Genomic DNA, 21,110 nt, shown 5'->3' with positions numbered 1-21,110 from the left:
GGTTACATGAAAGCAATTTATATGGATCACGCTGCAACATCGCCGGTTCACCCTGATGTGATTGAAGTCATGACGGCTTCTCTTCACAACGAATTCGGGAATCCTTCTAGTATTCATCAGTTTGGGCGGAAGACGAGACATGCTCTTGATGAAGCAAGAAGTAGTATTGCAAAAAGTATCAATGCACATCCGAATGAAATTGTGTTTACAAGTGGTGGGACCGAGGCAGATAACTTAGCGATCATCGGTACTGCAAAAGCGAATGCCAACAAAGGAAATCATATTATTACATCAGCTATCGAACATCATGCTGCACTTCACGCATGTGAGTCTCTTGAAAAAGAAGGGTTCGACGTCACATACTTATCAGTCGGTGAAGATGGACGTATCTCGATCGAAGAGTTAAAAAATGCTATTCGAGATGAAACGATTTTAATCACGATTATGTATGGAAATAATGAAACGGGTACGATCCAACCAATAAAGGAGATCGTACAAGTATCAAAAGACCACAGCATCCCATTCCATACAGACGCTGTACAAGCTTATGGTCTGATCGACCTCGACGTCAAAGAGATTGGAATCGATATGCTTTCGGTTTCTTCTCACAAAATTAACGGGCCTAAAGGTGTCGGATTTCTTTACATTAAAGAAGGTATTTCCATCGCTCCGTACTCACATGGAGGAGAACAAGAGCGCAAAAGGCGGGCAGGAACAGAGAATGTTCCAGGAATCGTAGGTTTGCAAAAAGCAGCTGATTTAATACGTTCCGATCGTGAAGAAAGAATCGCTCTTTACCATAAGATGAAAGAAACGATGATTGCTATTTTTGAAGAAAACTCGATCGAATACGAGCTCAATGGTGATCAAGTGCATAAACTTCCTCATGTTGTAAATATCAGCTTTAAGGGTGCTAGTGTGGAGCCGATGTTGATGAATCTTGATTTAGCTGGAATCGCAGTCTCAAGTGGTTCTGCATGTACAGCAGGCTCCCATGAACCATCTCATGTTTTAAAAGCGATGTTTCATGATGAAGAACGTGCTCAAACGGCAATTCGCTTTAGCTTTGGGTATGGTAATACGGTTGAAGATGCAGTAAGAGCGGCGGAAGAAGTCGTAAAGATTGTCAATCGATTAAAGAAGTTATAAAATAGTTTCGACACAACGTTTGTGTTAGTAAAAAGGAGGTGCAACCATGACAGCAAAAAAGCCAGAAGATACGCGAGTCGTGGTTGGGATGTCCGGAGGTGTTGATTCATCTGTTGCAGCGCTTCTATTAAAAGAACAGGGCTACGATGTAATCGGCATTTTCATGAAGAACTGGGACGACACCGACGAGAACGGAGTTTGCACAGCTACGGAAGATTATAACGATGTTATCCGTGTATGCAACCAGATTGGCATTCCTTACTACGCAGTAAATTTTGAGAAGCAGTACTGGGATAAAGTATTTACTTATTTCCTAGATGAATATAAAGGTGGCCGTACACCAAATCCTGATGTGATGTGTAATAAAGAAATCAAGTTCAAAGCGTTCCTTGAACATGCGATGACGTTAGGTGCAGACTACCTTGCAACAGGTCATTATGCTCAGGTAGTAGAACGCGATGGCGAAGTGAAGATGCTTCGAGGCATCGATAACAATAAGGACCAAACGTACTTCTTAAATCAGTTAACACAAGAACAGCTTTCTAAAGTGATGTTTCCACTAGGTGGAATCGAAAAGAAAGAAGTTCGCGAAATTGCTGAGCGCGCAGGTCTTGCAACAGCCAAGAAAAAAGACAGCACAGGAATTTGTTTTATTGGTGAGAGAAACTTCAAAGAATTCTTGAGCCAATACTTACCTGCTCAACCAGGTAAGATGGAGACTCTGCAAGGCGAGGTCAAAGGGAAGCATGATGGTCTCATGTACTACACGATTGGTCAAAGGCATGGTCTTGGAATCGGTGGTGAAGGCGAGCCATGGTTTGTTGTAGGTAAAAACCTAGAAGACAACGTGTTGTATGTTGATCAAGGTTTCCATAATGAGAAGCTTTATTCCGATTCTTTAATCGCTGTAAATTCGAGCTGGGTATCAAACCACAAGATCGATGAACCTCTGAAATGCACAGCTAAATTCAGGTATCGTCAACAGGATTCAGGCGTCACCGTCACAATGTTGGACGATGATCGATTGAAGGTAACGTTTGATGAGCCAGTTCGTGCGATAACGCCAGGACAAGCCGTCGTTTTCTATGATGGTGATGAATGTCTAGGTGGAGCAACGATTGACCAAGTGTTCAAGAACGAAACTGAACTCACATACGTGTAATCACAGCCTCATTTCCATTGTGAAATGAGGCTGTTTTATAGGTGCGATAGATGCGCATAGATATGCTACACTAGAAATTAAGGTTAACGATAAGGAGTTTTTGTCATGAGTAATAAAAATGAACAAGCGATCAAAGCAATGAATGATGGTGAACTAGAGAAAGCTGTAACACTTCTTTATGAAGCGATCGAAGAAAGTCCAAATGATCCAGTAGCTTATACAAATGTAGGAAATCTGTTGGCACAAGCTGGTGAGCTTGAACAATCCGTTAAGTTCTTTGAAAAAGCGATCGAACTAGATGATACCCAAGCGACAGCTTACTACGGAGCAGGAAATGCTTTTTTCCAACTCGAACAATATAAAGATGCTGCAGATATGTACCAAAGTGCAATTCAAAAGGGTCTCGATCAAAGCGATGTGCATTTTATGATCGGTCAGTGCTTTATGATGCAGGATGCCATGCGCCTTGCACTTCCATTTTTCCAACGAGCGACAGAGCTAAATGAAGCTGATACGGAAGCTCGATTTCAATATGCAATGTGCTTAGCACAAGAAGGAGCGGTTGAAACGGCGCTACCTCAGTTTGAAAAGGTTGTGAAGGAAGAACCAGAACATGCAGATGCGTGGTTCAACCTAGGTGTTAGCCATGCCTATCAGGATGATGCGAATGAAGCTTTGAAATGCTTTGACCGTGCTCTAGAAATTCAGCCGGATCACCTTTTGGCAGGAAACGGTAAGAAGCAGATGGAAGCAGTGCTAAACAATAACGAATAAATTCAGGTTATTGGGGAGAAGTTTACATGGTTCAGGTGCAGGAAGAGAAAGGATTCATAAAAGGTAGACTCATACAGATGATCTTTTTTAATGAAGATAGTTTGTATGGAGTTGCGAGACTCCGGATCGATGCTACGAACGAAAATTACGACGAAAGAGAAGTCGTTGTCAACGGCATGATTCCTAGGCTATTAGAAGACGAAACCTATGTCTTTTATGGTCGTTTTACTGACCACCCACGCTATGGCAAGCAGTACGCGATCGATTCTTTTGAACGTAAGCTTCCAGAGTCGAGGTCGGGGCTCGTACAATATTTATCGAGCGATTTATTCAACGGGATAGGGGAAAAAACGGCTGAGGCTATTGTCGATACGCTTGGCGATCAGGCGATCTCAAAAATAATGAGAGATTCATCCATCCTAAGTCAAGTTCCGAAGCTGTCAGAGGAGAAAGCAAAAACCCTCTATGAATCTCTCATGGAGCATCAGGGACTCGATCAAATTATGATCAGGCTTACTGAGCTTGGTTTTGGTGCAAAACTTTCTATGAAGATCTTCAAAGAATATAAGCAGGAAACCCTTGAAATCGTTGAGAAAAACCCCTATCAGCTGATACAGGATGTGGAAGGAATCGGTTTTAGAAGAGCGGATGAACTAGGTCGGTCGATTGGAATCGAAGGAAAGCATCCGGAACGAATTCGAGCAGCTTGCCTTCATACGCTCAATGAGCAAACACTTCAGGAAGGACACGTGTACCTTGAATACGATGCTTTAATCAAGTCTGTAGATATGCTTTTAGGTGAAAAGATAGACGAAGCGGATGTCTCTAGAGAGCTTATTTCACTTTATGAGGAGGATAAGCTAATCCTAGATCGTGAGAGAATCTATCTCCATTCCCTCTACTATGCAGAAAAAGGTTTGGTTTCCGGAATTAATAAACTAATGACTCAAACGGAGTACGAAGATGCTTTTCCTGAATCCGAATTCTATCGAGCGCTTGGCGATTTTGAAGAGCGTCTCGGTATACAGTACGCACCTTCTCAAAGAGAGGCTGTTCAAAGAGCAATTTCTTCCCCTTTTATGATCCTAACCGGAGGTCCTGGTACAGGGAAAACGACTGTTATTAAAGGAATTGTTGAAATCTACGCAGAACTTAATGGGCTTTCGTTGGAGCTTAAAGATTACTCGAAAGAAAAACCATTTCCTGTATTGTTAGTCGCTCCAACCGGAAGGGCGGCGAAACGAATGAGTGAAGCGACAGGTCTCCCTGCTTTCACAATCCATAGACTTTTAGGTTGGAAAGGTGAAGCGGGGTTCGAACATGACGAAACGAATCCGGTTGAAGGCCGGCTCTTAATAGTCGATGAAGTATCGATGGTCGACGTATGGCTTGCTAACCAACTTTTTAAATCGCTGCCTGAACACATTCAAGTCGTTATAGTAGGTGATGAGGATCAGCTTCCTTCCGTCGGCCCAGGGCAAGTATTGAAGGATTTGATTCATTCTGAAGCGGTACCAGTCTGTAAGCTTACGGATATTTATCGTCAAGCAGAAGGTTCTTCTATCATTCAACTTGCTCATTCTATAAAAGATGGCGTTCTACCAGAGAAGTTTAGTACGCCTACACCCGACAGGAGGTTCTTCCCTTGTAATCAACAGCAGATTATCGAGGTTGTATCACAAGTGTGTGGGAATGCTCTGAAAAAAGGATATTCTCCTAAAGATATTCAAGTTCTAGCGCCGATGTACCGTGGCACAGCCGGGGTAGATCGGTTGAACAAAGAGCTTCAGAAGTTGTTCAATCCGCCGTCAGATCAACGCCGAGAGCTTCCACATGGAGATCTTGTTTATCGTGTTGGTGATAAAGTGCTTCAACTTGTCAATAATCCAGAAGAGCATGTTTATAACGGCGATATGGGTGAAATTGTATCGGTGTTCTTTGCAAGAGAAAATACAGAAAAGCAAGATCAACTCGTCGTTGCTTTTGATGGACAAGAAGTTGTATATGAACGCGGAGATTTTAATCAACTCACACATGCTTACTGTTGTTCCATTCATAAGTCACAGGGGAGTGAATTTCCGATTGTCGTATTGCCTGTCGTTAAAGGGTATTACCGTATGCTCAGAAAGAACCTCATCTATACTGCTGTAACGCGAAGCAAAGATTACTTGATCGTTTGTGGTGAAGAGCAGGCGATCAAGCTCGCGATTCAAACAGAAGATGATCAAATAAGGAACACACGACTGACTGAAAAACTACAAGAGACGCTTATTCCTCCGATGGAGATGAATGAAACATAAGAGAAGCCGATGGTGATCGCCATCTGGCTTTTTTTGTTTTTCGAAATTCCTACTGCCTGTATAGAACCATGTTGAAGTGGACAATATGGTAGGTATCTCTATGAATTGTTATACAGGAGGTTGAAACCTTTGGAATGTCCGAATTGTAAAAGTAAAAACATAGGTAAGATCGGTGCAAACCAGTTTTACTGTTGGAATTGTTTTGTTGAAATGTCGGTCGTGAAAGGAATGCTTTCTCTTCATCAGGTTGAGGAAGATGGGTCTTTAACGTCATTAGATGATCTGTTCGAAGACTATGATATGCGAATAGAAATGTAAGTAAAAGCAGGAGGGAGTGGATATGAAGAAAGAATGGAACTTTAATTGGGTCATCTATTTAACTACTCTCCTGCTCGCTTTTTTGTGCATTTATGTGTTTTTAAAACTTGCGCCTATTTGGAAGCCGATTCTTGATGTGATCGCGGTCCTTTTAGTGCCGTTTCTCATTGCATCACTCATCACCTATCTGCTGCATCCAATCATTGAAAAGATCCATAAAGAAGGTCTTCCTAGGTCACTAGCGGTCCTCTTAATCTATCTTTTGTTCTTTGGAGGGACTGGTTTCGCAATCTTCAAAGGTCTACCTCATATTGTGAAGCAGTCACAGGAGCTGATGGAAAACGTGCCGGTTTTCATGGAGATGTATCGTGAGGCGGTGCATCGCATCTATGACTACACCTCATCCCTACCACCCGCACTTCAAGATAAAGTGGACCAAGCTTTCAGGGATGCTGAAGAAGCGGTAAACCAAACACTCTCACTTGGAATTAAACTAGCGAAGAAGCTTTTGAGTTCCTTTTTTGTGATCATGATCATTCCTTTCATCGTATTTTACTTGCTAAAAGACTTCGAAACATTAAAAAAAACGATGTGGAAAATCATGCCTTTGAAATGGAGGGAGCCGGGTAAAGAGCTAGTAATTCGAATCGACGAATCGCTTGGTAACTATATTCGAGGACAATTTTTCGTTATCACTGTACTTGGTGTGCTTGCCGTTATTGGTTTCTGGCTAATCAAGTTACCATACGCGATCTTGCTCGGAATCATCGTTGGTATCACAGATATCATTCCATACTTCGGTCCGTTTCTTGGAGCAGCACCGGCTCTTCTCATCGCATCTACAGTGTCGATGAAAATGGCGATCATTACGCTAGTCGTTATTCTTGTCCTGCAATTTATCGAAAGCAATATTCTATCTCCATATATCGTAGGTAGAAGCCTTCATATTCATCCGGTCATTATTATCTTCGGACTGCTCGCTGGTGGTGAAATCGCAGGCATAATAGGGCTGATTCTAGCAGTACCTGTACTGGCTGTATTAAAAGCTTTAATCCTATATAAAAATGAACGCGAAGCAAAGCATTGACAAACGATTCTTTCTTTGACTATAATAACCGCAGAACATGATGCAAACACAATGACGGACCGAGTATGCTGATTATCGCTTTACGGGTATGAAGATATCCATCAGAGAGAAGCTCCAAGGCTGGAAGAGCTTCAAAGTGAGACAGCAGAACGCTAATCCTGAGTGCGGTTTAATCTCCGCCGTCTCAACCACGTTACGGTTGCTTGAGGTGATAGGCATAGCCTATAACCAGGGTGGTACCGCGTGAGTATATGATAGCTCTCGTCCCTGATTTATATCAGGGGCGGGAGCTTTTTGTATGGTTCTGCCCAAATGATTAACGATCACGAACAGTTGCTTAAGAAAAAAGGAGGATTTCATGATGAAGAATTTAACTTCAGCTGATGTAAGACAAATGTTCATAGACTTTTTCAAAGAAAAGAGTCATTCCGTCGAGCCAAGCGCTTCCCTCGTTCCGCACGAAGATCCAACGCTGCTTTGGATTAACAGTGGAGTAGCAACACTAAAGAAATATTTTGATGGTCGCGTTACTCCTGATAATCCAAGGATCGTCAACGCACAAAAGTCGATCCGTACGAATGATATCGAAAACGTAGGGAAAACTGCTCGTCACCATACATTCTTTGAAATGCTCGGTAACTTTTCGATTGGAGAGTATTTTAAAGAAGAGGCAATCGAATGGGGTTGGGAATTCTTAACGAGTAAAGATTGGATCGGTTTTGATCCAGAAAAGCTATCCGTAACCATTCATCCAGAAGATGATGAGGCATTCACGATTTGGAAAGAGAAGATTGGTTTACCAGAAGAACGCATCATACGAATCGAAGGGAACTTCTGGGATATCGGTGAAGGTCCGAGTGGTCCAAACACTGAAATCTTTTATGATCGTGGAGAAAGTTATGGTGAAGACGATCCAGAGGAAGAGCTATATCCTGGGGGCGAAAACGAACGTTACTTAGAAATTTGGAACCTTGTATTTTCACAGTTCAATCACAATCCTGACGGAACATATACACCTCTTCCTAAGAAAAACATCGATACAGGGATGGGGCTTGAAAGAATGGTGTCCGTTATTCAGGACGCAAAGACGAACTATGATACCGATCTTTTCATTCCAACGATTCGTGAAACTGAACGAATGGCAGATGTCAGCTATGGTGAAGCTAAAGAGTCTGACACAGCATTTAAAGTCATCGCAGATCACATTCGTACTGTAACATTCGCAATTGGAGACGGAGCGCTCCCTTCAAACGAAGGAAGAGGGTATGTGTTAAGACGACTTCTTCGTCGTGCGGTTCGTTTTGCGAAGCAAATCGGCATCAACCGTCCTTTCATGTATGAGCTTGTCCCTGTGGTTGGGGATATCATGGTTGAGTTTTATCCAGAAGTTAATGAAAAGCAAGACTTCATTCAAAAGGTCATTAAAAATGAAGAAGAAAGATTCTACGAAACGTTGAATGAAGGACTTGCGATTCTTTCTCAAATTATTAAAAAAGGGAAAGAGAGTGGAACTACCGTTATTTCTGGAAGTGATGTATTCCGTCTGTATGATACGTACGGCTTCCCTGTTGAACTTACGGAAGAGTATGCAGAAGAAGAAGGAATGGAAATCGACCGTACTGGGTTTGAGAAGGAAATGGAGATGCAGCGAAAACGTGCACGTGAAGCGCGTCAAGATGTTGGCTCTATGCAAGTTCAAGGTGGAGCACTTGGTGATCTTTCAGTAGCAAGTGACTTTGTGGGATATGATGAACGAACAGCTGAAACAGAAGTTGCAACGTTGATCAAAGACAAAGAAGTAACGGAGGAAGCAACAGAAGGAGACGAAATTCAACTCATCCTCAGCAAGACACCATTCTACGCTGAGAGCGGTGGTCAGGTTGCAGATCCAGGTGTCATCCGCGGAGAGGGAGTACTCTTACGTGTTAAAGACGTGCAAAAAGCTCCTAACGGACAACACGTTCATACAGCTGTTGTTGAGTCAGGTTCAATCAAGACAGGTTCTAAAGTAACTGCTGAAATAAATCCAACGAGCAGAGCTTCGATCGTTAAGAACCATACAGCTACCCATCTTCTTCACCAGGCTTTAAAAGATGTACTTGGTGAACACGTTAATCAGGCAGGATCTCTTGTTGGATACGAGCGACTGCGCTTTGACTTCTCTCACTTTGGACAAATTTCAGCTAGTGAATTAGAGGAAATCGAAAAGAGAGTAAACGATCAGATCTGGGCAAACATCCCAGTACAAACGATGGTGAAACCGATAGACGAAGCAAAAGCAATGGGTGCAACTGCGTTGTTTGGAGAGAAGTATGGTGATACTGTCCGAGTTGTACGTGTAGGAGACTACAGCTTAGAACTATGTGGTGGTACACATGTTCAGAACACTGCTGAAATCGGCCTGTTTAAAATCGTTTCTGAAGCGGGAATCGGTGCAGGTACGCGTCGTATCGAAGCAGTTACAGGTGAAGGTGCATACCAAGCCCTCAATTCACAAGTTGGCATCCTTAAAGAAACAGCTAATCTGTTAAAGTCAAACTTGAAAGATGTACCGTCTCGTACCGAGTCGTTACTATCCCAAATTCGAGATCTTCAGCGTCAAAACGAATCACTCACTTCGAAGCTAGCTAATGTAGAAGCAAAACAGATGTCTACTGAAGTACAGGAAGTCGATGGAGTAAAAGTGGTAGCTAAACGTATTGATACTGACATGAATAACTTGAGAACGATTGTAGATGATATGAAATCTCAGCTTGGTAGTGTTATCGTAGTACTTGGTAGTGGTGCTGATGGAAAAGTTCAACTAGCTGCAGGGATCACAGATGATCTTGTAAAAGAAGGATATCATGCAGGAAAACTAATCAAGGAACTAGCGACTCGTTGCGGTGGTGGCGGCGGTGGACGCCCTGACATGGCACAAGCTGGAGGAAAAGATCCGGAAAAGCTCGATGAAGCGTTGGCTTACACAACAGAATGGGTGAAATCCATTTCCTAATTAGGTTTCAGTAGTGTACAATGAGATTTAGAGGAACAGTTACGATTCTAGTGGGATCGTGGAAAGAGGTGTAAGGAATGAGTTCAATGGACAAAACAATGAAATTCAACTTTCCAGATGATGCAGATAATCATGATGTCCAGGAAGTTTTACTCACCGTTTACGGCGCTCTTCAAGAAAAAGGTTACAATCCGATCAACCAGATCGTGGGGTACCTCCTTTCTGGGGATCCGGCTTACATTCCTAGACATAATGATGCGAGAAGCTTAATTCGTAAGCTTGAGCGCGATGAGTTGATCGAAGAGCTCGTCAAGTCGTATCTTACACACAACCAGAGATAAGGAGACAGCATGAAAACACTTGGTTTAGATGTTGGCACGAAAACGATTGGCGTTGCAGTAAGCGATCTGATGGGGTGGACTGCGCAGGGTCTAGAAACGGTAAAGCGTGATCCGGATCAGCCAGATGTAATACCTGAACGGTTAATGGATATCATAAACGGGAATGAGGTTAGCAAAATTATTGTTGGCCTTCCCAAAAATATGAATGGTTCGATTGGCCCTAGCGGTGAAGCTTGTATGGAGTTTGCTGATCGTTTAAAAGAAAGCACAGATCTTCCTGTAGAAATGTGGGATGAGAGGTTAACGACAGTTGCTGCTGAGCGAATGTTGATCAGTGCCGATGTGAGCCGTAAAAAGCGAAAAAAAGTTATCGACAAAATGGCTGCTGTTATGATCCTTCAAGGATATTTAGACAGCAAGCAAATTTAATGAGGTGAAAACATGGAGGAAAAAGAAAGAATTATCATTCCAGATGAAAACGGAGACGAGCATTTATTCCAGGTACTATTCACATTTGATGTGGAAGAGAACGGAAACTCTTACTTAACAGTCGTTCCAGCTGATCAAGCTGATAGCGAAGATGAAGTTGAAGTTTACGCGTTCCGTTATGAAGAAGAAGACAATGAAGATCGTGACTACAAATTATTCCCAATCGAGTCTGATAAAGAATGGGAAATGGTTGAAGAAATGTTGAACACGTTCTCTGAAGAAGAGGACAACGAGTAACATATTAAAGGCCGCCGATGAATGAATCGGCGGCCTTTTACATTATTGGGAAGTTTTTATAGCATAAATAGACAAAAGGCTACAAAGTGTAACGGTTACCTAGTATAATACAAATTGGAAATTTTTTTGAGGAGCGGTAGAGCGAGTCGATCTATAGTATAATGGGAACGAGTGAAGGGGGCAGAGGCGTTGTCAGATTATAAAGAACAATACAAAGAGAATTTATTAAAACGCCAAAATGAGAATAGAACTGTAAGAAAAGTTGTATTTATCATTTTGTTACTACTTACGATTACGATGGCAGCTGTTATTACAGGTGGTTATTTCTACATAAAGAATACATTACAGCCAGTTGATCCCGATAGCGAAAAGCAAAAAGCTGTCTCGATTCCAATTGGCTCATCAACTTCATCGATTGGTGAAATTCTTGAGGAAAAAGGGATCATCAAAGATGGAACAGCATTTCGCTATTATGTGAAATATAAGAACGAAAGCGGGTTTCAAGCTGGTGATTATGAGCTTTCCCCATCTATGACGATGGATGAGGTTATTTCAAAGCTAAAAAGTGGAAAAGTGATGAAAGAATCAGTTGCTAAAATCACTCTACCTGAAGGAATTTGGATTGAGGATATTGCCGCTCGTATCGGTAAAGAGCTTGATATGAAGCCTGAAGAAGTTATCAAAAAACTAGATGACGAAGAGTATTTAAAGGCCCTGATCAATGAATATTGGTTCCTGACTGATGAAATCTTAAATGAAGACATCAGACATCCGCTAGAAGGTTATTTATTCCCGGCTACCTATGATTTTGAAGAAGAACCAACCGTAGAACTTGCTGTTAAGAAGATGCTAGAGAAAACAGAAGCCGTGTTAGCATCCTATCGAAGCGATGTCGAAAGTGGCGAACTTTCAATTCATGAATTTATGACGATGGCATCACTGATAGAGGAAGAAGCATCAGCGAAAGCCGACAGAGAGAAGATTTCTGCTGTGTTTAGAAATCGTATGGAGCAAGGCATGCTACTCCAAACAGACCCTACCGTCATTTATGCTAGAGGAGAACAGTCCGGTGAAATCACACAGAGTGAACTTGATGCGAATTCGCCATATAATACGTATCAAAAGAAAGGACTTCCAGTAGGTCCGATCGCAAATCCAGGTCAATCTTCGATTATTGCAGCAATTGAACCTGATCAGACTGATGATCTCTATTTCTATGCTCGCCCTAATGGGGAAACCATCTTTTCTGAGACGAATGCTGAGCACAATAAAGTTCGAGCGAAATATGACGAGGAATGGGATGAGTATTACAGAAAGAAAGAAGAAGAGGAAGCTAATTCAGAATAAGTTTCAGGGAATGGTAAGTACGACTACCATTCCCCTTTATTTTGTGATAAAATAGTTCGGGCTACATGAAGGAGGAACGTGGATGATATCCGATCATGTTGAACAATATTTGGAATCTTTACGACCAAAAAGGGCAGAATTGATAGAAGAGATGGAGCGATATGCACGAGATCATCACATTCCGATCATGGAACAGACGAGTCTTGCTGTTATGCTTCAGGTGATGTCTTTTCTAAACCCTGACCGCATTCTTGAAATTGGTACTGCGATAGGTTATTCTGCAATCCGTATGGCTGAAATGATGCCAGAGACGGAAATTGTAACGGTGGAGCGCGATGAAGCCCGCTACCATGAAGCAGTTTCCAACGTTGAAAAAGCAGGTTACGCTCATAGAATTAAGATTTTGTTTGGAGATGCGTTTGAGCTTTCGCAAGAGTTAAAATCGCATGGGCCATATCAATCACTTTTCATAGATGCTGCAAAAGGACAGTACAAACGTTTCTTTGATGAGTTCTATGGTAGCTTGCAGCCTCAAGGAGTCATTTTCTCAGATAATATTCTGTTCAGAGGAATGGTCGCTGAAGAAGAAATTGAAGAAAAACGATTTCGTTCTATGGTTAAAAAGCTTCGTGAATATAACGAATTTCTAATGTCGCATCCATCTTTGGATACGACGATTTATCCAATCGGTGATGGATTAGCAGTAAGTAAGAAAAACTCATGATGAAGGAGAAACCGGCGTACGGCTGTACGAACGGTTTTTCTATAATAGAAAGGGAAGGATTATGGTTAATAGACCTGTTGTAATTGGTGTTGCCGGGGGTTCAGGTTCAGGCAAAACTACCGTAACGAGAGAAATTTTTAAGCAGTTTGCTGATCAATCGGTATTAGTAATCGAACAAGATTCTTATTATAAAGATCAAAGTGAGAAATCTATGGATGAACGACTAGATACCAACTATGATCACCCACTCGCTTTTGACAATGATTTACTTATTCAACATGTAAAGGAACTAATGTCTTATAATTCCATTGAAAAACCTGTCTATGACTATACAGTTCACACAAGATCTGATAAAATTATTCCTGTTGAACCAAAAGATGTCATTATTTTAGAAGGTATTTTGATTTTAGAAGATGAGCGTCTTAGAGACTTGATGGATATCAAGCTGTTCGTTGATACAGATGCAGATATCCGTATTTTAAGAAGAATGGTTCGAGATATAAGGGACCGAGGTCGTACCCTTGATTCGGTTGTTGAACAGTACACTTCTGTTGTACGACCGATGCATTTACAATTTATCGAGCCTACTAAACGCTATGCAGATATTATAATCCCAGAAGGTGGTCAGAATCGTGTCGCGATCGATCTTATGACGACCAAGATTCATACCATTTTAGAGGACAAAGCAATGCTATAACGAATTAATGAGGTAATAAATACCTCTTTTTTTCATACAGTTTATTACGACTGATTGCCCTTAATTGATGAAGGAGTGAACAAAATGGCAGACGACAAAAAGTATTATATGACCAAAGATGGTAAAGAAAAGCTCGAGCAAGAACTTGAGCATCTAAAGACAGAGAAAAGAAAAGAAGTAGTAGAGCGTATCAAAGTTGCTCGTAGTTTTGGAGATCTTTCTGAGAACTCTGAGTACGACGCAGCAAAAGATGAACAAGCATTCGTTGAAGCGCGAATCACTACTGTAGAAAATATGATTCGTAACGCTGAAATTATTGAGGAAGATCAAAGTGCTTCCAATGTTGTAACGATCGGTAAGCGAGTGAAATTCGCAGAAATTCCTGATGGAGATGAAGAGGAATATGTCATCGTAGGAAGTGCTGAAGCGGATCCGTTCGAAGGTAAGATCTCAAATGATTCTCCTATGGCTAAGAGCCTTCTTGGCCGTCAGATCGGTGAAAAGGTTAACGTACAAACACCAGGTGGAGAAATCCGCGTTGAAATTTTAGAAGTGAAATAAGGAACCTGAAAAGGACGGCCGACCGGTCGTCCTTTTCTTTTTGGTTCTGCTTAGTTCAAAGCTCCTTGGGTTTGAAATGCCTTAGAAGAGGCGAGACTCTTACTGAGGTGAAGTGTATGGGGGTTCGAAGAATAACGATTGTCGCAATTCTTTTCCTTTTATGTTTTGGATTACTTATAGGACGCTTAGTTCAGATTCAACTTATCGATACGAATTCTTTTTCAAATCATGAAGTTAATCTTGTAGAAGCAAGTATAAATCAACGTACGCAGTCGTTTATTTTAAGTGATGGGAGAGGGACTCTACTCGACCGTAATGGTGAGCCTATGAGAGGTTCAATTCCATCATTGATTCTTTTTCCTTTCTTAAGTGAAAGAGAATGGCCGATCGATAAAGTTTCAGAAATAATTGATGTTCCTCCAAGTGAACTAAACAAAGCTTTGCAAGGTAAAACACAGCCTTTTAGATTAGATAAAACACTCACGAAGAGTGAAATGGTGAGCATAAATGATCTTAGAATACCAGGGGTTTACGCAGTCTATCAACCAGAATCGAAGGATCGATTAGCTAGTCATTTAATCGGAAGTGTCCGGACGAATCCAGAATTAATGAAGTCTAAATACCCTGAAAAATGGAACGAAGGGTTAGTTGATCAGCATACAAGGCTCGGAATTTCTGGTTTGCAGTTAGCTTTTGATCCTTTTCTAATCTCTGAAGGGGAGTCCAAGCTCTTGTATCACGCAGACCGTAAAGGTAATCCATTGCTTGGCCTAGATGTAAAAATGTTTACAAATGCTGACTCTTTCTATCCTCTACAAGTGAAAACAACGGTAGATACAGATCTTCAACAGAAGGTAGAAAATGCTCTAGATCAAACAAAAATTACGAATGGGGGAGCTGTATTACTCGATATCAAGAATAGTAATGTCCTTAGCATGGTGAGTAGACCAAACTTTAACGAAGATGATCCTTTAGGGGATGGTGCTACAAACAAAATGGTGAAAGGCTTCTTCCCTGGATCCGTCTTTAAAACAGTCATTCTCGCTGCAGCCTATGAAAATGGTATTTCTAATGAAAGGACGTTCGATTGTGATCGAAATGTTTATCGAGATGGTCCTGAAAAACGTGAACTTGGCGTACTAGATCTCAAAAGTAGTTTCGCAGCTAGCTGCAATGCAACGTTTGCCATACTCGCTGAAGAATTACTTGATAAAGATCCTGACGTCATCGAGAAAACCGCTGAAAAACTCGGTATTTCAACAACTGTAGGGTGGACCAATACACTCTATCACTATGAGGGTTTTCAGCAGTTTCCTGATGAATCAAAGCCCGTTTTCTTTGCGAATGAAAAGGATAAGCGCATCAGAAAGGCAATAGATCAAACGGCGATCGGACAGTTAAACGTAAAAGTAAGCCCTTTATCATTAGCAAACATGATGGCTACAATTGCCAGGGGCGGCGATGCAAAGCAGGTTAGAGCTGTTTCGGATATTCTCTATCAAAATAACACTACTTTTTTAAGCTTTCAGGAAAAGAAGCTTACCAGCAAAACCCTTTCATCTGACGTCGTTGGTGATCTTCAAAATGCTTTAAGAGAAGTAGTTGTGAGCGGAACAGGAAGATCATTTCTCGCTGACCTTCCAGTAGAGGTTGCTGGTAAATCAGGTACTGCAGAACCAGGCGGAAATGCGGACTATGATTATCAATGGTTTGTTGGTTATTTCCCATATGATGAACCACGGTACGCATTAGCAGTCGTAGATTTTGAAAGAAAAGATAAGGAGTACAAGGCATATGAAGCGTTTGGAAAGATTGTAAACACCTTATACTAGAAAATTTTTGGTTATAGAAGGAAAAGTCAAGCCTTAAACGAATCCTCTAGAGATGGTAGAATATGAGCAACAGTTAAATAGAGGAGTGGATGAACGTGAAATCACGATATAATGCTCGTCATTCAAAAAGAAAACAAAATATCATTTTAAACAGTCTTATTGGAATAGTAGGAGTAGTCATCCTGATTCTTATTGTAAATATCTTTTTTAATGGCGATAATACCGAACCAACTGCTGGGGAGGAAACAGCCTCTACTGAAGCAACTCAATCCGAATCAAACAATAGCAATACGGAAGATGCAGTTACTTCTGATGAGGCAAGCGATTCAGCAACAGATGAAGAAACTAACGATGACGCTAGTAATGAAGAAACTAAGAACGAAGAAGAGTCTCAAGATGACAAAGAACAAAATGACGAAAACGCTTCTGAAGAAGAGGAAGCTTCTAACGAGTCCGGTGAGGTCAATCTAGAAGGACCATGGCAACCTGTAGGAACATCTCAAGACAGTAGTAATCACGTATCAAGCTATGACAAAGGTAGCGTTGACTGGAACGAAAAGCTAGATGCTGTTGAGACAGTAGTCGGCTTTCCTAAAGAAGAAATGGTCGTACATTGGCTTGGTGGAAACGGAGGACCTCAAAAGTCTGAAGCAACTGTTAGTCAAAAAGGCGGCGATGGGACGCAGTATGTCGTTGAACTAGAGTGGGTCGATGAAAAAGGCTGGAAACCTGTCAGCGCTAAAGTAAAATGAATATGAAGAAAGGGAGCAGATCTCATGATTGAGGTCCGCTCCCTTTTTTATTTTGCTTTAAAATGTACAACGGCTGAATAATAGGGTCTGCCTGTTTTTTCGTTTGTTAACACCTGGTGCTGAACATGGTGAACGTGTAGCATCAAAGCCCGGTTGTTATCGATTTGAACTTGGATTTTCTTCTCGAGATCTTCAAGGGAAAACGACTCGAAAAATTCCACTTTGTCATCAATTCGTTCAAGAGAAAATTCCATCTTTGTCTCTCCTTTTCTTAATCCATCCTTCGCAATTTATAATTTTACACCTTAAGAAGAAAACTGACAAATTGATATGTAAAAAGGTTTGTGTTAAATTAGAACCATAAAAGCATATTATTCATACCTTAATACTATGAATTAAATTATGAAAGTGATGTGAAGATATAATGGGGAGAGAATTCATTGATTTGTTTGAGCGGTGGGCTGACTCTTATGATACGACCGTATCAGGTCAGGACGAAGAGTATCGTGATGTATTCAAAGGATACACTCAAATACTCGCTTCTGTAGCTCACGCATCTGTGGGTAATGTGCTTGAGTTTGGGGTAGGAACAGGTAATCTCACTGCTATTCTATTGGATAAAGGGTTAAGTGTGACTGGCGTGGAGCCGTCCAAAGCGATGAGAGACAAAGCTAAGGAAAGGTTCCCGAAGTTAACGCTTTTAGATGGGGATTTTCTAGATTATCCAGAGCTTGAACATTCGGTTCAAACGATTGTGAGTACGTACGCGTTCCATCATTTGACCGACACTGAAAAGGAAGAAGCTATTCACAAATATAGCCAACTACTGAGTGAGAATGATAAAATTGTATTTGCAGACACGGCATTCCAAAATGAGGATGCTAGGACAAAAATGCATGAAAAAGTAAAGTCACAGGGGTATTTGAATTTACTTCAAGACTTACAGACGGAATATTATACGACTATTCCGGTGCTAGAAGAATTATTTAAGAAAAATGGATTTGAGGTAGCTTTTACTCAGTTGAACGATTTTGTTTGGCTGATAGAAGCGGTCAAAAAATGAAACTGTAAAGGAGTACGTCATGAAGATCGGTATTATTGGAGCTATGGAAGAGGAAGTTAGAATTTTACGAGATCGCCTTGAGAACAGGAAGGAACATACCATTGCAAAATCTGAATTCACAACTGGTGAAATCGATGGGCAAGAAGTTGTTCTATTGAAATCAGGAATTGGTAAAGTGAACGCAGCGATCGGTACAACGTTATTGAACCAGCTATTCGAACCAGATTACATCATAAACACAGGGTCAGCTGGGGGCTTTAATCCTGATTTAAAGGTTGGCGATATCGTAATTTCAAGTGAAGTTCGCTACCATGATGTGGATGCGACCATATTTGGTTATGAATATGGGCAAGTTCCGCAAATGCCGGCTCTTTATGAACCAGAAAAAGTGCTTGTTGAAGCAGCAGAGAGAAGCGCAGAAAAAGTCACAGAGCATCAAGTCGTGAAAGGATTAATCGCAACCGGCGATTCCTTCATGAACGATGCAGTAAGAGTTGATTACGTAAGATCACGTCTTAAGAATCTCGATGCAGCTGAGATGGAGGCGGGTGCAATCGCTCAAGTTTGCTATCAGTTTAACACGCCATTTGTTGTGATCCGTTCTCTCTCAGATATCGCTGGAAAAGAATCGAATATTTCCTTCGAACAGTTCCTTGAGACAGCATCGATTAACTCAGCTAACTTGGTATTAAATCTTGTAGAGGAGTTGAAGAATATTGGCTAACAAAATGAACGTAGAAAGTTTCAACCTTGATCATACGAAAGTGGCAGCACCATATGTGAGACTAGTAGGCGTCACAAAAGGTCCTAAAGGTGATGAGATCTATAAATACGATATTCGATTCAAACAACCGAATAAAGCTCACATGGAGATGGCGGGTCTTCACTCGATCGAGCACTTGATGGCAGAAAACATTCGTAATCACTTAGATAACGTTGTTGATATAGGACCGATGGGATGCCAAACAGGCTTCTACCTTGCTGTTCTAAATCACTCTGACTATGATGAGATTCTTAGTGTACTTGATAAAACGTTGAATGACGTTTTAGCAGCGGAAGAAGTCCCAGCTTGTAATGAGGTACAGTGTGGATGGGCTGCAAACCATAGCCTTGAAGGTGCTAAAGAAATTGCAAACGAAATGCTTTCACATCGTGATGAATGGCATGTCGTTTTCGCAGAATAGTGAGATTTTTTGATGGATATTTATAATAATGTTCATGAGCTCGTAGGCCGTACCCCGGTCATCGAGCTCCATCATTTTGATATTCCAAAAGGTGTTCGATTATTTGCAAAGCTAGAGTTCTATAATCCAGGAGGAAGCATTAAAGACCGCCTCGGACAGGAACTCTTACAAGATGCAGTTGAAAACAATAGAATTCAGCCAGGTGGAACATTTATTGAACCTACAGCTGGAAACACAGGAATCGGACTTGCGCTAGCAGCTGTGAACAGAGGGTATACAGTGATGTTCGTCGTACCTGAAAAGTTTAGTATCGAGAAACAAGATTTAATGAGTGCTCTTGGTGCTCAGATCGTTCATACACCGACTGAGTTAGGGATGAAGGGGGCAATTGCAAAGGCGAAAGAGTTGCATGAAGAAATACCAAACTCATATATGCCGCAGCAGTTCGGCAACCCTGCTAATCCTGAAACGTATTACAAAACCCTTGGTCCTGAGCTTTGGAAACAGCTTGACTGTGAGCTTGACGTATTTGTAGCGGGAGCAGGAACCGGCGGTACATTCATGGGTACGGCGCGCTATTTAAAAGAAAAGAATCCACACGTTAAGACTGTGATCGTAGAACCTGAAGGATCGATTCTTAATGGCGGAGAATCAGGGCCTCATAAAACAGAGGGGATCGGAATGGAATTTCTTCCTGGATATATGGATGATTCCTACTTTGATAGCATTCATACAATTACAGACGAAGTTGCATTTCGACGAGTTAAAGAACTTGCAGAGAAAGAAGGATTGCTCGTAGGTAGCTCTTCTGGAGCAGCTCTAGAAGCAGCCCTTATCGAGGCGAGTAAAGCAGAACCTGGAACAAACATTGCAACAATTTTTCCGGATAGTAGTGAACGATACTTAAGTAAAAAGATTTACCAGGGAGGCATTTAGGTATGAAGCCGAAAACGAAACTAATACATGGTGGGATTACAGGTGATCCCCAAACTGGTGCAGTGTCTGTACCAATTTATCAAGTAAGTACGTATAAGCAAGAAGCCGTTGGTAAATTCAATGGCTACGAGTATTCTCGTACAGGAAACCCAACTCGTCACGCTCTAGAAGAGCTCATCAAAGACCTTGAGAACGGTCATGCTGGCTTTGCATTCGGCTCAGGTATGGCGGCTATTACATCAGTCATGATGCTGTTTAACTCAGGCGATCATGTTGTAATGACAGACGATGTTTACGGTGGAACATACCGTGTGATGACGAAAGTATTAAATCGTCTAGGCATCGACTCCACGTTTGTAGATACAACAGATCTTTCTGCTGTTGAAGAGGCGATCAAACCAAACACGAAAGCCGTTTTCATTGAAACTCCTACGAATCCGTTGTTGAAAGTAACAGATATTCGTAAAGTGTCAAATAAGGCTAAGGAACACAATCTCCTTACGATTGTAGATAATACGTTTAATACACCGTACTGGCAGAATCCAATCGACCATGGTGCTGACATTGTGCTTCATTCTGCTACTAAGTATTTAGGTGGACACAGCGACGTCGTTGCTGGATTGGTCGTTGTAAATTCACAAAGCCTTGCTGAAGAGCTCCACTTTGTTCAAAACTCTGCGGGTGGAATTCTTGGACCTCAAGATTCATGGTTATTGATCAGAGGTTTGAAAACACTTGGCGTACGGATGGAAGAGCACGAGAAAAATACTGCGAAGATCGTTCAATTCCTTAGCGAGCATCCAGATGTAGAGAAAATCTACTACCCAGGATTGAGCACACACCCTGGAAACAACATTGCTGTTAACCAATCAAGAGGTTTCGGTGGTATGGTTTCCTTTGACATTGGAAGTGCGGAAAAAGCTGATGAACTTCTTAGTAAAGTAAAGTACTTTACGCTCGCAGAAAGTTTAGGTGCTGTCGAAAGTTTAATATCAGTTCCAGCGCGAATGACGCATGCATCCATTCCTAAAGACCGTCGTGATGAACTAGGCATTACAGAAGGACTCGTCCGTATTTCTGTAGGTCTTGAAGATGCAGAAGACTTGATTGAAGATCTTAAGAATGCACTAAGTTAACGTTGAAATCCCCTTAACAAAGGGGA

At 41.5% G+C, this 21,110-nt stretch carries 22 protein-coding genes; 21 read left to right on the top strand and 1 reads right to left on the bottom strand.

Translation table 11 applies throughout. The annotated features are described in order from the left end of the window. Positions 1-6: 6 nt before the first annotated feature. From PFZ69_RS02260 to PFZ69_RS02185, 16 genes are all read left to right on the top strand, one after another. Positions 7-1,149, top strand: a complete 1,143-nt coding sequence (locus PFZ69_RS02260) for a cysteine desulfurase family protein (RefSeq protein WP_270179401.1) — start codon at positions 7-9, stop codon at positions 1,147-1,149. A 46-nt stretch (positions 1,150-1,195) separates the two neighbouring features. After that, positions 1,196-2,311: a tRNA 2-thiouridine(34) synthase MnmA gene (gene mnmA, locus PFZ69_RS02255; RefSeq protein WP_270179400.1), complete on the top strand. Its 1,116-nt coding sequence runs from the start codon at positions 1,196-1,198 to the stop codon at positions 2,309-2,311. A 105-nt stretch (positions 2,312-2,416) separates the two neighbouring features. Beyond that, positions 2,417-3,085, top strand: a complete 669-nt coding sequence (locus tag PFZ69_RS02250; protein ID WP_270179399.1) for a tetratricopeptide repeat protein — start codon at positions 2,417-2,419, stop codon at positions 3,083-3,085. A 26-nt stretch (positions 3,086-3,111) separates the two neighbouring features. Then, the gene (recD2, locus tag PFZ69_RS02245) at positions 3,112-5,385 is read left to right on the top strand and encodes an SF1B family DNA helicase RecD2 (protein WP_270179398.1); all 2,274 of its coding nucleotides are present in this window, start codon (positions 3,112-3,114) and stop codon (positions 5,383-5,385) included. 129 nt (positions 5,386-5,514) lie between these two features. Beyond that, on the top strand, positions 5,515-5,703 hold the full coding sequence (locus PFZ69_RS02240; protein WP_270179397.1) for a hypothetical protein: 189 nt from the start codon (positions 5,515-5,517) through the stop codon (positions 5,701-5,703). Between the two features lie 22 nt (positions 5,704-5,725). Then, positions 5,726-6,790, top strand: a complete 1,065-nt coding sequence (locus PFZ69_RS02235; RefSeq protein ID WP_270179396.1) for an AI-2E family transporter — start codon at positions 5,726-5,728, stop codon at positions 6,788-6,790. A 361-nt stretch (positions 6,791-7,151) separates the two neighbouring features. After that, entirely contained in the window at positions 7,152-9,785 is a 2,634-nt protein-coding gene (gene alaS / locus PFZ69_RS02230; protein WP_270180598.1) for an alanine--tRNA ligase, read from the top strand. Between the two features lie 77 nt (positions 9,786-9,862). Further along, the gene (locus tag PFZ69_RS02225; RefSeq protein WP_270179395.1) at positions 9,863-10,126 is read left to right on the top strand and encodes an IreB family regulatory phosphoprotein; all 264 of its coding nucleotides are present in this window, start codon (positions 9,863-9,865) and stop codon (positions 10,124-10,126) included. Positions 10,127-10,135: 9 nt separating this feature from the next. Then, the gene (ruvX, locus tag PFZ69_RS02220; RefSeq protein ID WP_270179394.1) at positions 10,136-10,555 is read left to right on the top strand and encodes a Holliday junction resolvase RuvX; all 420 of its coding nucleotides are present in this window, start codon (positions 10,136-10,138) and stop codon (positions 10,553-10,555) included. Positions 10,556-10,567: 12 nt separating this feature from the next. Further along, positions 10,568-10,852, top strand: a complete 285-nt coding sequence (locus tag PFZ69_RS02215; RefSeq protein ID WP_270179393.1) for a DUF1292 domain-containing protein — start codon at positions 10,568-10,570, stop codon at positions 10,850-10,852. Between the two features lie 189 nt (positions 10,853-11,041). Further along, complete coding sequence (mltG, locus tag PFZ69_RS02210) at positions 11,042-12,199, top strand: endolytic transglycosylase MltG (RefSeq protein ID WP_270179392.1); 1,158 nt, start codon at positions 11,042-11,044, stop codon at positions 12,197-12,199. 82 nt (positions 12,200-12,281) lie between these two features. Next, the gene (locus PFZ69_RS02205) at positions 12,282-12,923 is read left to right on the top strand and encodes an O-methyltransferase (RefSeq protein WP_270179391.1); all 642 of its coding nucleotides are present in this window, start codon (positions 12,282-12,284) and stop codon (positions 12,921-12,923) included. Between the two features lie 61 nt (positions 12,924-12,984). Further along, complete coding sequence (gene udk / locus PFZ69_RS02200) at positions 12,985-13,620, top strand: uridine kinase (RefSeq protein ID WP_224878548.1); 636 nt, start codon at positions 12,985-12,987, stop codon at positions 13,618-13,620. Positions 13,621-13,704: 84 nt separating this feature from the next. After that, positions 13,705-14,181 carry a transcription elongation factor GreA gene (gene greA, locus PFZ69_RS02195; RefSeq protein WP_270179390.1) on the top strand — a complete coding sequence of 159 codons (477 nt, stop codon included), beginning with the start codon at positions 13,705-13,707 and terminating at the stop codon, positions 14,179-14,181. A gap of 116 nt (positions 14,182-14,297) precedes the next feature. Further along, positions 14,298-16,013, top strand: a complete 1,716-nt coding sequence (locus tag PFZ69_RS02190; RefSeq protein ID WP_270179389.1) for a peptidoglycan D,D-transpeptidase FtsI family protein — start codon at positions 14,298-14,300, stop codon at positions 16,011-16,013. 95 nt (positions 16,014-16,108) lie between these two features. Further along, positions 16,109-16,765: a YrrS family protein gene (locus tag PFZ69_RS02185; RefSeq protein WP_270179388.1), complete on the top strand. Its 657-nt coding sequence runs from the start codon at positions 16,109-16,111 to the stop codon at positions 16,763-16,765. A gap of 47 nt (positions 16,766-16,812) precedes the next feature. On the opposite strand, the gene PFZ69_RS02180 is transcribed toward PFZ69_RS02185, so the two are convergent. Further along, on the bottom strand, positions 16,813-17,019 hold the full coding sequence (locus PFZ69_RS02180) for a YrzA family protein (RefSeq protein ID WP_270179387.1): 207 nt from the start codon (positions 17,017-17,019) through the stop codon (positions 16,813-16,815). Positions 17,020-17,189: 170 nt separating this feature from the next. Between PFZ69_RS02180 and PFZ69_RS02175 the strand changes: the two genes are divergently transcribed. From PFZ69_RS02175 to PFZ69_RS02155, 5 genes are read left to right on the top strand one after another with little or no spacing between them, the layout of a single operon-like run. Further along, positions 17,190-17,828 carry a class I SAM-dependent DNA methyltransferase gene (locus PFZ69_RS02175; RefSeq protein ID WP_270179386.1) on the top strand — a complete coding sequence of 213 codons (639 nt, stop codon included), beginning with the start codon at positions 17,190-17,192 and terminating at the stop codon, positions 17,826-17,828. 19 nt (positions 17,829-17,847) lie between these two features. Further along, positions 17,848-18,552, top strand: a complete 705-nt coding sequence (mtnN, locus tag PFZ69_RS02170) for a 5'-methylthioadenosine/S-adenosylhomocysteine nucleosidase (protein ID WP_270179385.1) — start codon at positions 17,848-17,850, stop codon at positions 18,550-18,552. After that, a complete protein-coding gene (locus PFZ69_RS02165; RefSeq protein WP_270179384.1) occupies positions 18,545-19,012 on the top strand; it encodes an S-ribosylhomocysteine lyase in 468 nt (155 codons plus the stop codon). The genes mtnN and PFZ69_RS02165 overlap by 8 nt, the downstream gene beginning before the upstream one ends. Before the next feature lie 12 nt (positions 19,013-19,024). Continuing rightward, positions 19,025-19,948, top strand: coding sequence for a PLP-dependent cysteine synthase family protein (locus PFZ69_RS02160; protein ID WP_270179383.1), 924 nt, complete (start codon positions 19,025-19,027; stop codon positions 19,946-19,948). Positions 19,949-19,950: 2 nt separating this feature from the next. Continuing rightward, positions 19,951-21,084, top strand: coding sequence for a bifunctional cystathionine gamma-lyase/homocysteine desulfhydrase (locus tag PFZ69_RS02155; RefSeq protein WP_270179382.1), 1,134 nt, complete (start codon positions 19,951-19,953; stop codon positions 21,082-21,084). Positions 21,085-21,110 lie beyond the last annotated feature (26 nt).

Origin of the sequence: Alkalihalobacillus sp. CinArs1 (assembly GCF_947387515.1) — a bacterium.
GTDB lineage: Bacteria > Bacillota > Bacilli > Bacillales > Guptibacillaceae > Guptibacillus.
This window is presented reverse-complemented; position numbering and strand designations above follow the sequence as displayed.

Excerpts from the sequence above, each read along its gene's own strand:
- PFZ69_RS02260 (WP_270179401.1), top strand. The coding sequence starts at position 7 with ATGAAAGCAATTTATATGGATCACGCTGCAACATCGCCGGTTCACCCT.
- mnmA (WP_270179400.1), top strand. The coding sequence starts at position 1,196 with ATGACAGCAAAAAAGCCAGAAGATACGCGAGTCGTGGTTGGGATGTCC.
- PFZ69_RS02250 (WP_270179399.1), top strand. The coding sequence starts at position 2,417 with ATGAGTAATAAAAATGAACAAGCGATCAAAGCAATGAATGATGGTGAA.
- recD2 (WP_270179398.1), top strand. The coding sequence starts at position 3,112 with ATGGTTCAGGTGCAGGAAGAGAAAGGATTCATAAAAGGTAGACTCATA.
- PFZ69_RS02235 (WP_270179396.1), top strand. The coding sequence starts at position 5,726 with ATGAAGAAAGAATGGAACTTTAATTGGGTCATCTATTTAACTACTCTC.
- alaS (WP_270180598.1), top strand. The coding sequence starts at position 7,152 with ATGAAGAATTTAACTTCAGCTGATGTAAGACAAATGTTCATAGACTTT.
- PFZ69_RS02225 (WP_270179395.1), top strand. The coding sequence starts at position 9,863 with ATGAGTTCAATGGACAAAACAATGAAATTCAACTTTCCAGATGATGCA.
- ruvX (WP_270179394.1), top strand. The coding sequence starts at position 10,136 with ATGAAAACACTTGGTTTAGATGTTGGCACGAAAACGATTGGCGTTGCA.
- PFZ69_RS02215 (WP_270179393.1), top strand. The coding sequence starts at position 10,568 with ATGGAGGAAAAAGAAAGAATTATCATTCCAGATGAAAACGGAGACGAG.
- PFZ69_RS02205 (WP_270179391.1), top strand. The coding sequence starts at position 12,282 with ATGATATCCGATCATGTTGAACAATATTTGGAATCTTTACGACCAAAA.
- udk (WP_224878548.1), top strand. The coding sequence starts at position 12,985 with ATGGTTAATAGACCTGTTGTAATTGGTGTTGCCGGGGGTTCAGGTTCA.
- greA (WP_270179390.1), top strand. The coding sequence starts at position 13,705 with ATGGCAGACGACAAAAAGTATTATATGACCAAAGATGGTAAAGAAAAG.
- PFZ69_RS02190 (WP_270179389.1), top strand. The coding sequence starts at position 14,298 with ATGGGGGTTCGAAGAATAACGATTGTCGCAATTCTTTTCCTTTTATGT.
- PFZ69_RS02180 (WP_270179387.1), bottom strand. The coding sequence starts at position 17,019 with ATGGAATTTTCTCTTGAACGAATTGATGACAAAGTGGAATTTTTCGAG.
- PFZ69_RS02175 (WP_270179386.1), top strand. The coding sequence starts at position 17,190 with ATGGGGAGAGAATTCATTGATTTGTTTGAGCGGTGGGCTGACTCTTAT.
- mtnN (WP_270179385.1), top strand. The coding sequence starts at position 17,848 with ATGAAGATCGGTATTATTGGAGCTATGGAAGAGGAAGTTAGAATTTTA.
- PFZ69_RS02160 (WP_270179383.1), top strand. The coding sequence starts at position 19,025 with ATGGATATTTATAATAATGTTCATGAGCTCGTAGGCCGTACCCCGGTC.
- PFZ69_RS02155 (WP_270179382.1), top strand. The coding sequence starts at position 19,951 with ATGAAGCCGAAAACGAAACTAATACATGGTGGGATTACAGGTGATCCC.